This is a genomic window from Mesorhizobium sp. XAP4 (assembly GCF_029269325.1).
In the GTDB taxonomy this organism is placed as follows: Bacteria; Pseudomonadota; Alphaproteobacteria; order Rhizobiales; family Rhizobiaceae; genus Mesorhizobium; species Mesorhizobium ciceri.
Genome location: NZ_JARIXW010000002.1, coordinates 786,471 through 798,477 on the forward strand (window position 1 = coordinate 786,471; position 12,007 = coordinate 798,477).

Below are 12,007 nucleotides of genomic sequence, written 5' to 3' on the forward strand. Positions count from 1 at the left end.
CACATGATTTTGCTTGCCGGAAAATGTTGCCTGGACCGGCGCCGGAACGTTTCGGCGCCGTCGTTTAAAGGATGAACCGCGACAGGTCGGTATTCCTGGACAGATCGCCGACATGCTTTTCGACATAGGCGGCGTCGATAGTGACGCTCGTTCCGTTGCGGTCGGGCGCATCGTAGGAGATTTCGTCCAGCACCCGCTCCATCACCGTCTGCAGGCGCCTGGCGCCTATGTTCTCGACGCTGGCGTTGAGATCGACGGCGATGCCGGCGAGCGAATCGATGGCGTCGTCGGTGAAGGTCAACTCGACGCCCTCGGTCTTCATCAGCGCGATATACTGCTTGATCAGGCTGGCCTCGGTCTCGGTCAGGATGCGCACGAAATCGTCCTTCTCCAGCGCCCGCAGTTCGACGCGGATCGGCAGGCGGCCCTGCAATTCCGGCAACAGGTCGGACGGCTTCGAGACGTGGAAGGCGCCGGAGGCGATGAACAGGATGTGATCCGTCTTCAACGGTCCGTATTTGGTCGCCACCGTGGTGCCTTCGACCAGCGGCAGCAGGTCGCGCTGCACGCCTTCGCGCGAGGGCCCGCCGGAAATGTCCGATCTCGCCGCGATCTTGTCGATCTCGTCGAGGAAGACGATGCCGTCGTTTTCCGCGGCATCGAGCGCCCGGCGCACCACCTCGTCCTGATCGAGCAGCTTGTCGGACTCGTCATTGACCAGCAGGTCGTAGGACTCCTTCACCGTCGTCTTGCGCATCTTGGTTTTCTTGCCGCCCATCGCCTTCGACAGCATGTCGTTGATGTTCAGCACGCCGATATTGGCGCCCGGCATGCCGGGGATTTCAAATCCGGGCATGCCGCCGCTGCCGGTGTCGGCAACCTCGACCTCGATTTCCTTGTCGTCGAGCTCGCCGTCGCGCAGCTTCTTGCGGAAACTGTCGCGGGTGGCCGGGCTCGCCGTCTTGCCGACCAGTGCTTCCAGCACACGTTCCTCGGCGTTGACGTGGGCGCGCGCCTTGACGTCCTCACGCATCTTCTCGCGCACCAGGCCGATGGCGATCTCGACCAGGTCGCGGATGATCTGCTCGACATCGCGGCCGACATAGCCGACTTCGGTGAACTTGGTCGCCTCGACCTTGACGAAGGGCGCACCGGCCAGCCGCGCCAGGCGGCGCGAGATTTCCGTCTTGCCGACGCCGGTCGGCCCGATCATCAGGATGTTCTTGGGCATCACCTCTTCGCGCATCTGGCCTTCCAGCTGCTGGCGGCGCCAGCGGTTGCGCAAGGCAATGGCCACGGCGCGCTTGGCGTCCTTCTGGCCGATGATGAAGCGGTCGAGTTCCGAAACGATTTCGCGGGGAGAAAATGTGCTCATATCACTAAATTCCACTTTGCCACTGCTTGATGGCCTCGAACGGATGCAGCAGCATGATCACGTTGAGTGTCAGATTGTCCCGGATGAGGTAGCCGGTGCCGAGTTCGAAGATGATGGCGAGGCTGACGATCACCCATATAGGTAGCCTTCGCGCCATCACAAATCCCAGCACCATGGCCAGTGTGTCCGACACCGAATTGATGATGCTGTCGCCATAGTAATCGAGCGAAATGGTGCCGGCGCGGTAGCGGTCGATGATGAACGGGCTGTTTTCCAGCAGCTCCCAGCCGCCCTCGATGAAGACGGCGAACGCCAGCCTCAGGCCGATCGGCGAACGCGGGAACAGGAACCGCGCCAGCGCATAGAACAGGAAGCCGTGGATGATGTGCGAGAAGGTGTACCAGTCCGAAATGTGCTGGGAATTCTCCGAACTGTTCACCACGCCATGCCAGAGCTTGACGTAGCCGCAGGTGCAGATCGGCGTCCGCCCCATGCCGTAGAGCGCCCCGGCCTGGAAGATGACCAGGGCAAGCACCAGCAGAAGCCCCATCCGCCAGCTGTCTTCGTAGGCCGAATAGCTGTTTTCCGTGGCCGGTGTCGTCATCGGTTCATTCCCCCTCGTTTCGCGTCGCCGTCTCGACCATCACAAAGCCCTGTCACGCCTTCAGCGGCGGTAGCCGGCGGATCACGGCCGCCGGCAAGGTGGGGTTGACCACAATCCGCCGGATACGCTGCCAGCCGGCCCCGAACAGGATAATCAGCGCGCCAACAACGACCAGGATCAAGGCAAAAGGCGGGATGCCCGTCGAATCGGAGGCGGAATTCACCAGATAATAGATGCCCAGCGAGCCGAAGTAAGCCAATGTAGGAACCAGAAGCGAACGGCGGTCTATGGCCAGCGCGACATAGAGGAAGCCAAGGATCAGAATCGTCAGCATGATGGTTGCATTGGCATCCGGCGCGATATGTCCGAATACGACGTTTTGGCCGGTTGCCATGATAAAGAGCGGATGCACCAGCATCGGCGCCGAGACGACATGCAGCCAGAAAGCGCAATCGGACCAGATCTTGCGTCGATCCCTGTCGTAAATGTCAAAAGCGACACCCGTTGCGAACACGATCAGGCCGCAGATCAGCGGCATGTAAAGAGCCGCGCGAAGCAATTCGGGAACGTCCTCGAGGCGCGGCGGCGCAATCGCGCCGGTTGTCACACTGTCATACAGGATTATCGCCGTTTGCAGGAAGGCAAGCAGTGTGAAGGCGATGGCGATGGTCCCGGCAATGATGGGGACGCGAAAGCGCCAGAAATAGATTGCCGCCGCGATTATTCCTCCGCCCAGGAACAGATATCCGGCCCGGGACGCCGTCTGGCGCAACGCCAATAGCTGCCAGATGGTTTCCGGCTTGCGTATGCCGAAGCTGGCCTCCACTTGCAGCGCCAGAGCGGCCAGAATGGCGGCCATGAAAATCAGGGCAAGCACGGACGACGATAGCTTCATCCGGTGCTGACGCGTGACGATTTCGGCGAGCCCCCAGGCGAAAACCGCAAGGATGCCGGCGATCCAGAATGTCTGGCCTGGAAGCAAGGTGGTGAGGACAAAGAAGAAGCCGGCGCTGAGCAGAACGGTTCCGACGGTGACGAACAGATCGTTGCCGCCGCCGACCAGCCGCAGGTTTTCCTCGTCACGCTCGTCATCGGCGCGCCTGGCCTCGGGGGCGAGAGCGACCGCGCGTTCCATGGCCTCCAACTGATCGCGCAAGGTCTGCGAGATCAAACCTTTCGCGACTGCCTTGTCGAGGGTTTCGGCGCTGATCAATTGGGCTCCTGCGTCGCGTCGCGCGCCATCATCAGGGCTGGCCCGTACTCCGATGTTCTGGTGTCAAAGGCAACAAAGCCGGCCTTTTCGTAGGCGCGGATCGCCCTGACATTGGCGGGATCCGGGTCGATGATGACGCGCGGAACACCTTCCTCGAAAAGCTGTTCGACGAATTGGCGCACGATCGCCGAGCCATGGCCACGCCCGACCAGCTCCGGCACGCCTATCGACACGTCGATGCCGAGCGTGCCGAACGGCTGGTCGGCGTAGGGGTGGTCGTCTTCCAGATGCGGATCGTAGCTCTGCAGATAGGCGATCGGCTTGCCGTCGAGCTCGACGATCAGCGGCTCGACGGAAATCGAGTCGATATGATCGCTAATCCCGGCGATTTCCGTCTCCGGATCGTCCCACCACTCTGCAACATGCGGCTGGGCAAGCCAGCCGGCGATCATCGGCAGGTCTTTCTCCGTCACCGGCCGAAAATCATAGGTCACCACCTCTTCAGGCGGCATCGAGCGTTTCGACGACGAAATTGTTGTTGGTGTAGACGCAGATGTCGGATGCGATCTGCATCGCCTTGCGGGCGATCTCCTCGGCATCCTTGTCGCTGTCCATCAGCGCGCGGGCCGCGGCCAGCGCGTAATTGCCGCCCGAACCGATGGCCATGACGCCGAATTCGGGTTCGAGCACGTCGCCGGTGCCGGTCAGCGCCAGCGAGACTGACTTGTCTGCCACCAGCATCATCGCTTCCAGCCGGCGCAGATAGCGGTCGGTGCGCCAGTCCTTGGCGAGCTCGACGCAGGCGCGCGTCAGCTGGTCGGGATATTGTTCGAGCTTGGCCTCGAGCCGCTCCAAAAGCGTGAAGGCGTCGGCGGTGGCGCCGGCGAAACCGGCAATCACATTGCCGCCCTTGCCGATGCGGCGCACCTTCTTGGCGTTGCCCTTCATGATGGTCTGGCCAAGGCTGACCTGGCCGTCGCCGGCGATCACCACCTTGTTGCCCTTGCGCACCGTCACGATGGTCGTGGCGTGCATGGTCAGTTCATTGGACATTTCTTGGGCTCCGAGCAGCGCCATCCCGATAAGGCGATTGGCGCGGTACGAGTAACTTTGATCGGCCATATGTATGCATGGGGCCGGTGATTGCAAATCGCTCTCTGGCAAGGCCGATACCGCTGCCGGAGGCAACTGGCAATCGCCGGATCATGCTGCTAGAAGGCTTTCGTTTTCAAGCCTGCGAGCGCTTGAAGCCTCTGAGCCGGTCACGATGTGAACCTCTGGACAAGGATAGAGTGATGCCGCCCCGTTCCGCCGAAGCGAGCCGTAAGACCAAGGAAACCGACATCTCCGTGTCGATCCATGTCGACGGTTCCGGCAAGTCGGATATCGCTACGGGAGTCGGCTTCTTCGATCATATGCTGGACCAGCTGTCGCGCCATTCCCTGATCGACATGACGGTCAGGGCCAAGGGCGACCTGCATATCGACGATCACCACACGGTCGAGGACACCGGCATCGCGCTCGGCCAGGCCTTGACCAAGGCGCTCGGCGAGCGGCGCGGCATCATGCGCTATGCCTCGATCGACCTTGCCATGGACGAGACGCTGACGCGCGCCGCGATCGATGTGTCCGGCCGTCCCTTCCTGGTCTGGAACGTTTCCTTCTCGTCGCCGAAGATCGGCACCTTCGACACCGAACTGGTGCGCGAGTTCTTCCAGGCGCTGGCGCAGAATGCCGGCATTACGCTGCATGTCACCAACCACTATGGCGCCAACAACCATCACATCGCCGAGACCTGCTTCAAGGCGGTGGCGCGCGCGCTGCGCGCTGCTCTCGAACGCGATCCGCGCCAGCCGGATGCGGTTCCCTCCACCAAAGGATCGTTGAAGGGATAAGGCCATGGCCACCTACGTCGTGATGGAACCGCCAGGCCGCAGCGAAAAGGCTGATGCGACGGCCTTTGTCCGCGATGGCTTCACCTGGCTGGGCCTCCTGGTGCCGCCGCTATGGTTCGCCTGGCATCGGCTGTGGATCGAAGCAGCACTTGCCTTCGTCGTCATGGGCCTGCTTTCGATGCTGGGCCAGAAGCTCGGCCTTGGTGTGGCCGGGTCGCTGCTGTCGTTGCTGGTTTCGCTCTATGTCGGCCTGGAAGGGCAAGGCCTGCGCATCGCGGCACTTCGCCGGCGTGGTTGGCACGAGTGGGGCGCGGTCGAAGCCGGTTGGCTCGACGAAGCCGACACACGCTATGCGCTGGAGGCGGAAGCGCTTGCCGATGAGGTTGTGCCGGCGCCGCGCATGGTCCCCGATGCTGCCCTCGCGCGGCCAGCGCTGCCGGGCATTGCGCTGGGGCTGACCCACATACCGGGAAGAAACTGACATGATTCCGGGAAGAAGCTGAGATGCGGGTTGCGATCATCGACTACGGCTCGGGCAACCTGCGCTCGGCCACCAAGGCTTTCGAGCGCGCCGCGCGCGAAGCCGGCATCGCGGCGCAGATCGACCTGACGGCCGATGCCGAGCGGGTGCGCACGGCCGATCGCATCGTCCTGCCCGGCGTCGGCGCCTATGCCGATTGCGCGGCCGGCCTGCAGGCCGTCGAAGGCATGTGGGAAGCCGTCGGGGATGTCGCGATCGTCAAGGGCCGGCCTTTCCTCGGCATCTGCGTCGGCATGCAACTGATGTCGCAGCGCGGCCTTGAAAAGACAATTACCGAGGGCTTCGGCTGGATATCGGGCGACGTCAAGGAGATCATGCCTTCCGATCCGGCGCTGAAGATCCCGCAGATCGGCTGGAACACGATCGAACTCAAACGCCAGCATCCACTGTTTGCCGGCATTCCCACCGGGACCAACGGGCTGCACGCCTATTTCGTGCACTCCTACCACCTCGATGCGCGCAAGCCGGACGAAGTGCTGGCGGTCGCCGATTATGGCGGCCCGGTGACGGCGGCCGTCGCCCGCGACAATCTCGTCGGCACGCAATTCCACCCGGAAAAGAGCCAGGCGCTGGGCCTCGCCCTGATCACCAATTTCCTGCGCTGGAGGCCCTAGAGCATGATCCCGAAAAGTGGACCCCGGTTTTCTCGGACAAACGGTCCCGTTTGTCCCGAGATCATGCTCAAGCAAAGGGGAAACCGATGAGCAAGAAGGGTTACTGGATGGCGATGGTCGAGGTGACCGATCCGGAAAACTATCCGCTATACATTGCCGCCAACAAAGCGGCTTTCGACAAATATGGCGCAAAATTCCTGACCCGCGGCGGTCAGTCGTCGAGCCCGGAAGGGTCGTCGGGCAATCGCCATGTCATCATCGAGTTCGAGAGCTACGCGGTCGCACTCGCCTGCTTCCATTCGCCCGAATACCAGGCGGCGCTGAAGTTCCGACGTCTCTATTCGACATCGCATTTCGCCATTGTGGAAGGCGCCTGAACGGATGATCCTTTTCCCCGCCATCGATCTCAAGGACGGCCAGTGCGTGCGCCTGAAGCACGGCGACATGGCCACCGCGACCATCTACAACGATGATCCTGCAGCGCAGGCGCGGGCCTTCGAGCAACAGGGCTTCGAATGGCTGCATGTCGTCGACCTCAACGGCGCCTTCCAGGGCCAGAGCGTCAACAGCGCGGCGGTCGGCGCCATCCTCAAGGCGACGAAGAACCCTGTGCAGCTCGGCGGCGGCATCCGCACGCTGGCGCAGATCGAGGACTGGCTCGATCGCGGGCTGGCCCGTGTCATCCTCGGCACGGTGGCGGTGCGTGACCCGGACCTGGTCAGACAGGCCTGCAAGGCGTTTCCGGGCAAGGTCGCCGTCGGCATCGACGCCAAGGGCGGCAAGGTCGCCGTCGAGGGCTGGGCCGAGGCGTCGAGCCTCGGCGTCGTCGAACTGGCGAGGAAATTCGAGGGCGCCGGAGTCGCCGCCATCATCTACACCGATATCGACCGCGACGGCGTTTTGACCGGCATCAACTGGGACGCCACCATCGATCTCGCCGATGCCGTATCGATCCCGGTCATCGCGTCGGGCGGCCTCGCCTCGATCGCCGACATCGTGCGCATGACCATGCCCGATGCGCAAAAGCTCGAAGGGGCGATCTCCGGGCGCGCGCTCTATGACGGCCGCATCGATCCGGCCGAGGCCCTGGCGATCCTGCAGGGCAGGGCGGAGACGCGGACGTGAAAATCTCCATCATCCTGGCCTCCTACGACAGCGGTCATTACCATGGCGGCATGGGCCAGGGCCCGGACGCACTGATATCAGGCGGGCTCGTCGACGGGCTGACCATGGCCGGCCATGACGTTACGGTGGAAGACATCGGCAGGGTCGGAGACATCCAGGAGCGCGAGATCGCCACCGGCTTTGCTGTCTGCAACGCGGTTGCGACCGAGGTTCGCCTTGCCCGTGACGCCGGTCGGTTTCCCATCGTCCTTGCGGGAAATTGCCTGACATCAGCCGGTGCGGTCGCCGGCGAGGACGCCGATGCGATCATCTGGGCCGACCAGCATGGCGACCTCAACACGCCCGAGACATCGGCATACGGCTTTCTCGACGGCATGGCGCTGGCGACGGTGCTTGGCCTGTGCTGGAGGCCGATGGCGTCGGCCATTCCCGGCTTCAAGCCGATCGATCCGTCGCGTTGCGTGCTCGTCAACGCGCGCGATCTCGATCCGGACGAGAAGCGGCTGCTGGAGACGCTGCCGATCGTGCGGACGGAATGCGCCGGGGTGGCCCAGGCGACCGAAAGACTGAAGATCGCCGGCGCCAAACGCGTGCACATGCACCTCGATATGGACGTGCATGATCCCCGCGAGTTGCAGGCCAACCGCTATATCACTTCGGGCGGCCCGAGCCCGGAGCAGTTGCGCGACGCCACTTGCGCCATGGCGCTTGCGGTGCCGGTCGTCGGCATCACCGTCTCCGCCTACGATCCGGCTTTCGACGCGCAGGCCGATGTTCCGCCGCTGGTCGGCCAGTTGCTGAACGATCTCATCGCCACGATAGAGGGCCGCTGATGCTGAAAGCCCGTGTCATCCCCTGTCTCGACGTCAAGAACGGCCGTGTCGTCAAGGGCGTCAACTTCGTCGATCTCGTCGACGCCGGCGATCCGGTCGAGGCGGCCAAGGCCTATGACGCGGCCGGCGCCGACGAGCTTTGCTTCCTCGACATCACTGCTTCGTCGGACAATCGCGAAACCATCTTCGACGTCATCGCACGCACCGCCGAACAATGCTTCATGCCGCTGACCGTCGGCGGCGGCGTGCGCCAGGTCGCCGACATCAGGAAGCTGCTCTTGGCCGGCGCGGACAAGGTGTCGATCAACACGGCGGCGGTGAAGAACCCGGATTTCGTTGCCGAGGCCGCCGACAAGTTCGGCAACCAGTGCATCGTCGTCGCCATCGACGCCAAGAAAGTGTCCGCCACCGGTGAGGCCGACCGCTGGGAAATCTTCACCCATGGCGGGCGCGAAAAGACCGGCATCGACGCGGTCGAGTTCGCGCGGAAAATGGTCGATCGCGGCGCCGGCGAGATCCTGCTGACCTCGATGGATCGCGACGGCACCAAGGCCGGCTACGACATCGCGCTGACCCGCGCGATATCAGACGCCGTGCGCGCGCCGGTCATCGCTTCCGGCGGCGTCGGCACGCTCGACCACATGGTCGAAGGCATTCGCGACGGCCATGCCGGTGCGGTGCTGGCCGCGTCCATCTTCCATTTCGGTACCTACACGATAGCGCAGGCCAAGGCGCATATGGCCGCCGCAGGGCTGCCGATGCGGCTGGACTCTGTGAATAATCGGCCCTAAAGCATGATCCCGAAAAATGGGAACCGGTTTTCGGAAAAGATCATGCCTAAACAAGCAGATAGATGGCGCCATGGCTGAGTTTTCGCTGTCAGATCTTGAAGAAACCATCAGGGAACGCGCCCATTCCGGCGACCCGGACTCGTGGACGGCAAAACTGTTCGCGCGCGGCATCGACAAGGCGGCGCAGAAACTCGGCGAGGAAGCGGTCGAGACGGTGATTGCCGCCGTCAAGGGCGACAAACAGGCCCTCGTTTCGGAAAGTGCCGATCTTATATATCATTGGCTCGTCGTTCTCGGCCTCTCGGGGGTTTTGCTGAGCGACGTGCTCAAGGAGCTCGAAGGCCGCACCCGGCGTTCGGGCATCGCCGAGAAGGCGTCACGGCCCAAGGGCTGACCGCGAGGAAGGGCAGGTATCTCGATGGATCAGCTCGCGCCGACCGAGAAGTATTCCCCGTTTCGCTTCTTCTCCGCCGAGCAATGGTCGCAATTCCGCGCCGACACGCCGCTGACGCTGAGCGCGGACGAATTCCGCCGCCTGCGGTCGCTCAACGATCCGATCGATCTCGAAGAGGTCACGCGCATCTATCTGTCGCTGTCGCGGCTGTTGTCGGCTCATGTCGAAGCGAGCCAGCTGCTGTTTCGGCAACGCCAGGCCTTCTTCAACGCGGTCGACGTGGTCAAGACGCCCTTCATCATCGGCATCGCCGGTTCCGTCGCGGTCGGCAAATCGACCACCGCACGCGTGCTGAAGGAGCTTTTGGCGCGCTGGCCGTCGAGCCCCAAGGTCGATCTCATCACCACCGACGGCTTCCTGCTGCCCAACGAGGTCCTGCGCCGCGAGAACCTGATGGAGCGCAAGGGTTTTCCAGACAGTTACGATGTCGGCGCGCTGCTGCGCTTCCTGTCGGGCATCAAGTCGGCGCTGCCCGATGTCCGCGCGCCGGTCTATTCGCACCTCACCTATGACGTCATTCCCGGCGAGTTCGTCACCATCGACCGGCCCGACATATTGATCTTCGAAGGCATCAATGTCCTGCAGCCCGGCAAGCTGCCGCAGGACGGCAAGATCGTGCCTTTCCTGTCGGACTTCTTCGACTTCGCCATCTACATCGATGCCGACGAGAAGCTGATCCACAACTGGTACATTTCCCGCTTCATGCGGCTGCGTGAGACCGCATTCCGCAATCCGGACTCCTTCTTTCACCGCTACTCGCAGCTGTCGGAGGGTTCGGCGCGCGCCATCGCCGAAGGCCTGTGGACCAACATCAATTTGAAGAATCTGCGCGAGAACATCCTGCCGACGCGGGCCCGCGCCGACTTGATCCTGCGCAAGGGCGCCGACCACCTGATCGAGGAAGTGGCGCTTAGGAAGCTGTGACGGCCGGCTTCGTCACCCGTCGCAATGTCAGATTGATCCGCCCACCGTTTTTCAGCAGCGCCGAGGTCGAGGGATAGATCCGATCGACGCCGTGAAAGCACAGCCGCCCCTCGCCGCCGAGCACCACGACATCACCGCTTTGCAGCCTGAACGACTTGGTGGCGCCATCACGCGTGGTCTGGCCAACCCGGAACAGGCAGTCGTCGCCGAGCGAGACGGAGACGACCGGCGCCGAAAAGTCGGCCTCGTCGCGGTCCTGATGCAGGCCCATCTTCGCATCCGCCGTGTAGAAATTGATCAGGCACGCTTCCGGCGGATGCGGATAGCCCGAGACCTCGCGCCACAGGTCGAGCAGCGCATCCGGAATTGGCGGCCAAGGCGCCCCGGTTAGCGGATGCGCCGGCTGGTAACGATAGCCGTGCTCCTTGTCGGTGACCCAGCCCAGCGGCCCGCAATTGGTCATGCGCACGCTCATCTCCTTGCCGGTGCGCGGCATGGCCGGCACGAACAGCGGCGCCTGCTGCACGATCCGTCTCACCTCGTCGACCAGTTCTTCCTGCACGGTGCGTGACAGGTAGGCCGGCATGTGGCGGACGCCTTTGGGCAGAACGAGCACGGATTCGATCACCTTTTGGATGGTTCGGAACCGTAAAATGTCACGATCAAATGAAAACGGCGACCCGAAAGCCGCCGCTCTTGTCGAATTGGCAGTCGCCGATCAGGCGAGGTCGGGGATGCGCAGCACCTGGCCCGGATAGATCTTGTCGGGATGGGTCAGCATCGGCTTGTTGGCCTCGAATATGACCGTGTTCTTGACGCCTTGGCCCTTGCCGTAGCTTTTCTCGGCGATCTTCCAGAGATTGTCGCCCTTCTTCACGGTGTAAAAGGTGGGCTCCTTGGCCGGGGCGGCGGCCGTGCCAGGTGCTGGCGCGACCTGTAATTCGTCCGCCTGCACCTTGGAGACGCCGAGCGTGTTGCCGACGGCGATGACCGCCTTCTCGAAAATCGACTGGTCCTTGACCACACCCTTCAGCACCGCCGTATCGCCGTTGACGACGACCTCGACGCCATCGGTGCCGAGCTTGTGCGAATCGAGCTCCTTCTTGAGTGTGTCGGCCGTGGGTGCGGCTTCGTCGTCACCGCCGATGCCCAGTTTCTTGCCGACACTCTTGACGAAATCGAACATGCCCATCGTTGGTCTCCATTGCTGTGGTGGGTGATCGCAGCTTGCCATCTGCAACCCAGAATTGGAAGCCACCCGCGCGTTGCAGCTTCGCGGTGCTCAATCGTTCTCCACCCGGCCGCGCAGCTTCTTGATCGTGCCGCGCCCGGCCTTGCTCTTCAGCCGCCGTTCCACGGCACCTTTCGACGGCCCCGTCTTCTTGCGCGGCGGCGGTGGCGGCTCGGCGGCCTTGGCGACCAATGCCGTCAGCCGTGCCCGCGCATCCGCCCGGTTCTGTTCCTGGGTGCGGAAGCGGCCCGCTTCGATGACGATGATACCGTCCTTGGTGGTACGCTGGGATGAGCTGCGCCACCCATTGACATCAGCCCTGAGCAGAAAATGCTGCTGCAATGTCAGCCGGGCCGGCAGGCGGCCGCCCCGTCCGGGACGAAACTCGTTTTCTGAAACGTTTATGG

Annotated in this window: 16 protein-coding genes and 1 pseudogene; 9 read left to right on the forward strand and 8 right to left on the reverse strand. The window is 63.0% G+C overall.

Going from position 1 to position 12,007, the window contains the following annotated elements; translation table 11 throughout:
* Positions 1 to 64: 64 nt before the first annotated feature.
* The 5 genes from hslU to hslV all read right to left on the reverse strand — a co-directional run bounded on the left by hslU (position 65) and on the right by hslV (position 4,245).
* Positions 65 to 1,375: an ATP-dependent protease ATPase subunit HslU gene (gene hslU, locus P3C39_RS12765; protein ID WP_013528355.1), complete on the reverse strand. Its 1,311-nt coding sequence runs from the start codon at positions 1,373 to 1,375 to the stop codon at positions 65 to 67.
* Between the two features lie 4 nt (positions 1,376 to 1,379).
* Positions 1,380 to 1,925 carry a DUF2585 domain-containing protein gene (locus tag P3C39_RS12770; RefSeq protein WP_224618702.1) on the reverse strand — a complete coding sequence of 182 codons (546 nt, stop codon included), beginning with the start codon at positions 1,923 to 1,925 and terminating at the stop codon, positions 1,380 to 1,382.
* Positions 1,926 to 2,031: 106 nt separating this feature from the next.
* Complete coding sequence (locus P3C39_RS12775) at positions 2,032 to 3,192, reverse strand: hypothetical protein (RefSeq protein ID WP_275953226.1); 1,161 nt, start codon at positions 3,190 to 3,192, stop codon at positions 2,032 to 2,034.
* The gene (locus P3C39_RS12780) at positions 3,189 to 3,704 is read right to left on the reverse strand and encodes a GNAT family N-acetyltransferase (protein ID WP_024502003.1); all 516 of its coding nucleotides are present in this window, start codon (positions 3,702 to 3,704) and stop codon (positions 3,189 to 3,191) included. Before P3C39_RS12780 ends, P3C39_RS12775 begins: the two co-directional genes overlap by 4 nt.
* Entirely contained in the window at positions 3,694 to 4,245 is a 552-nt protein-coding gene (gene hslV / locus P3C39_RS12785) for an ATP-dependent protease subunit HslV (protein ID WP_013528351.1), read from the reverse strand. The genes P3C39_RS12780 and hslV overlap by 11 nt, the downstream gene beginning before the upstream one ends.
* Before the next feature lie 242 nt (positions 4,246 to 4,487).
* Between hslV and hisB the strand changes: the two genes are divergently transcribed.
* The 9 genes from hisB (at position 4,488) to coaA (ending at position 10,369) form a co-directional block, all read left to right on the forward strand.
* Positions 4,488 to 5,087, forward strand: coding sequence for an imidazoleglycerol-phosphate dehydratase HisB (gene hisB, locus P3C39_RS12790; RefSeq protein WP_024502002.1), 600 nt, complete (start codon positions 4,488 to 4,490; stop codon positions 5,085 to 5,087).
* Positions 5,088 to 5,091: 4 nt separating this feature from the next.
* Positions 5,092 to 5,568 (forward strand): DUF2628 domain-containing protein, encoded by a 477-nt coding sequence (locus P3C39_RS12795; protein ID WP_275953225.1) that lies wholly within the window; start codon positions 5,092 to 5,094, stop codon positions 5,566 to 5,568.
* 23 nt (positions 5,569 to 5,591) lie between these two features.
* Positions 5,592 to 6,242, forward strand: a complete 651-nt coding sequence (gene hisH / locus P3C39_RS12800) for an imidazole glycerol phosphate synthase subunit HisH (protein ID WP_275953224.1) — start codon at positions 5,592 to 5,594, stop codon at positions 6,240 to 6,242.
* An 86-nt stretch (positions 6,243 to 6,328) separates the two neighbouring features.
* Positions 6,329 to 6,619, forward strand: coding sequence for a DUF1330 domain-containing protein (locus tag P3C39_RS12805; protein WP_013528347.1), 291 nt, complete (start codon positions 6,329 to 6,331; stop codon positions 6,617 to 6,619).
* A gap of 4 nt (positions 6,620 to 6,623) precedes the next feature.
* Positions 6,624 to 7,367 (forward strand): 1-(5-phosphoribosyl)-5-[(5-phosphoribosylamino)methylideneamino]imidazole-4-carboxamide isomerase, encoded by a 744-nt coding sequence (gene hisA / locus P3C39_RS12810; protein WP_013528346.1) that lies wholly within the window; start codon positions 6,624 to 6,626, stop codon positions 7,365 to 7,367.
* Positions 7,364 to 8,200: an arginase family protein gene (locus tag P3C39_RS12815; RefSeq protein WP_275953223.1), complete on the forward strand. Its 837-nt coding sequence runs from the start codon at positions 7,364 to 7,366 to the stop codon at positions 8,198 to 8,200. The genes hisA and P3C39_RS12815 overlap by 4 nt, the downstream gene beginning before the upstream one ends.
* Entirely contained in the window at positions 8,197 to 8,991 is a 795-nt protein-coding gene (gene hisF / locus P3C39_RS12820; protein ID WP_024501998.1) for an imidazole glycerol phosphate synthase subunit HisF, read from the forward strand. Before P3C39_RS12815 ends, hisF begins: the two co-directional genes overlap by 4 nt.
* A gap of 70 nt (positions 8,992 to 9,061) precedes the next feature.
* The gene (locus tag P3C39_RS12825; protein ID WP_275953222.1) at positions 9,062 to 9,385 is read left to right on the forward strand and encodes a phosphoribosyl-ATP diphosphatase; all 324 of its coding nucleotides are present in this window, start codon (positions 9,062 to 9,064) and stop codon (positions 9,383 to 9,385) included.
* Positions 9,386 to 9,409: 24 nt separating this feature from the next.
* On the forward strand, positions 9,410 to 10,369 hold the full coding sequence (coaA, locus tag P3C39_RS12830; protein WP_275953221.1) for a type I pantothenate kinase: 960 nt from the start codon (positions 9,410 to 9,412) through the stop codon (positions 10,367 to 10,369).
* On the opposite strand, the gene P3C39_RS12835 is transcribed toward coaA, so the two are convergent.
* The 3 genes and pseudogenes from P3C39_RS12835 to P3C39_RS12845 all read right to left on the reverse strand — a co-directional run.
* Entirely contained in the window at positions 10,356 to 10,985 is a 630-nt protein-coding gene (locus tag P3C39_RS12835; RefSeq protein ID WP_013528341.1) for an alpha-ketoglutarate-dependent dioxygenase AlkB, read from the reverse strand. The genes coaA and P3C39_RS12835 overlap by 14 nt on opposite strands.
* Positions 10,986 to 11,087: 102 nt before the next feature.
* Positions 11,088 to 11,561, reverse strand: a complete 474-nt coding sequence (lysM, locus tag P3C39_RS12840) for a peptidoglycan-binding protein LysM (protein ID WP_013528340.1) — start codon at positions 11,559 to 11,561, stop codon at positions 11,088 to 11,090.
* 90 nt (positions 11,562 to 11,651) lie between these two features.
* Positions 11,652 to 11,888, reverse strand: a pseudogene (locus tag P3C39_RS12845) (aminoacyl-tRNA hydrolase); the annotation flags it as partial.
* Positions 11,889 to 12,007 lie beyond the last annotated feature (119 nt).

What these genes read in the sequence shown, in the direction of transcription:
- hslU (WP_013528355.1), bottom strand. Translation starts at nt 1,375, where the DNA reads ATGAGCACATTTTCTCCCCGCGAAATCGTTTCGGAACTCGACCGCTTC.
- P3C39_RS12770 (WP_224618702.1), bottom strand. Translation starts at nt 1,925, where the DNA reads ATGGGGCTTCTGCTGGTGCTTGCCCTGGTCATCTTCCAGGCCGGGGCG.
- P3C39_RS12780 (WP_024502003.1), bottom strand. Translation starts at nt 3,704, where the DNA reads ATGCCGCCTGAAGAGGTGGTGACCTATGATTTTCGGCCGGTGACGGAG.
- hslV (WP_013528351.1), bottom strand. Translation starts at nt 4,245, where the DNA reads ATGTCCAATGAACTGACCATGCACGCCACGACCATCGTGACGGTGCGC.
- hisB (WP_024502002.1), top strand. Translation starts at nt 4,488, where the DNA reads ATGCCGCCCCGTTCCGCCGAAGCGAGCCGTAAGACCAAGGAAACCGAC.
- P3C39_RS12795 (WP_275953225.1), top strand. Translation starts at nt 5,092, where the DNA reads ATGGCCACCTACGTCGTGATGGAACCGCCAGGCCGCAGCGAAAAGGCT.
- hisH (WP_275953224.1), top strand. Translation starts at nt 5,592, where the DNA reads ATGCGGGTTGCGATCATCGACTACGGCTCGGGCAACCTGCGCTCGGCC.
- P3C39_RS12805 (WP_013528347.1), top strand. Translation starts at nt 6,329, where the DNA reads ATGAGCAAGAAGGGTTACTGGATGGCGATGGTCGAGGTGACCGATCCG.
- hisA (WP_013528346.1), top strand. Translation starts at nt 6,624, where the DNA reads ATGATCCTTTTCCCCGCCATCGATCTCAAGGACGGCCAGTGCGTGCGC.
- P3C39_RS12825 (WP_275953222.1), top strand. Translation starts at nt 9,062, where the DNA reads ATGGCTGAGTTTTCGCTGTCAGATCTTGAAGAAACCATCAGGGAACGC.
- coaA (WP_275953221.1), top strand. Translation starts at nt 9,410, where the DNA reads ATGGATCAGCTCGCGCCGACCGAGAAGTATTCCCCGTTTCGCTTCTTC.
- lysM (WP_013528340.1), bottom strand. Translation starts at nt 11,561, where the DNA reads ATGGGCATGTTCGATTTCGTCAAGAGTGTCGGCAAGAAACTGGGCATC.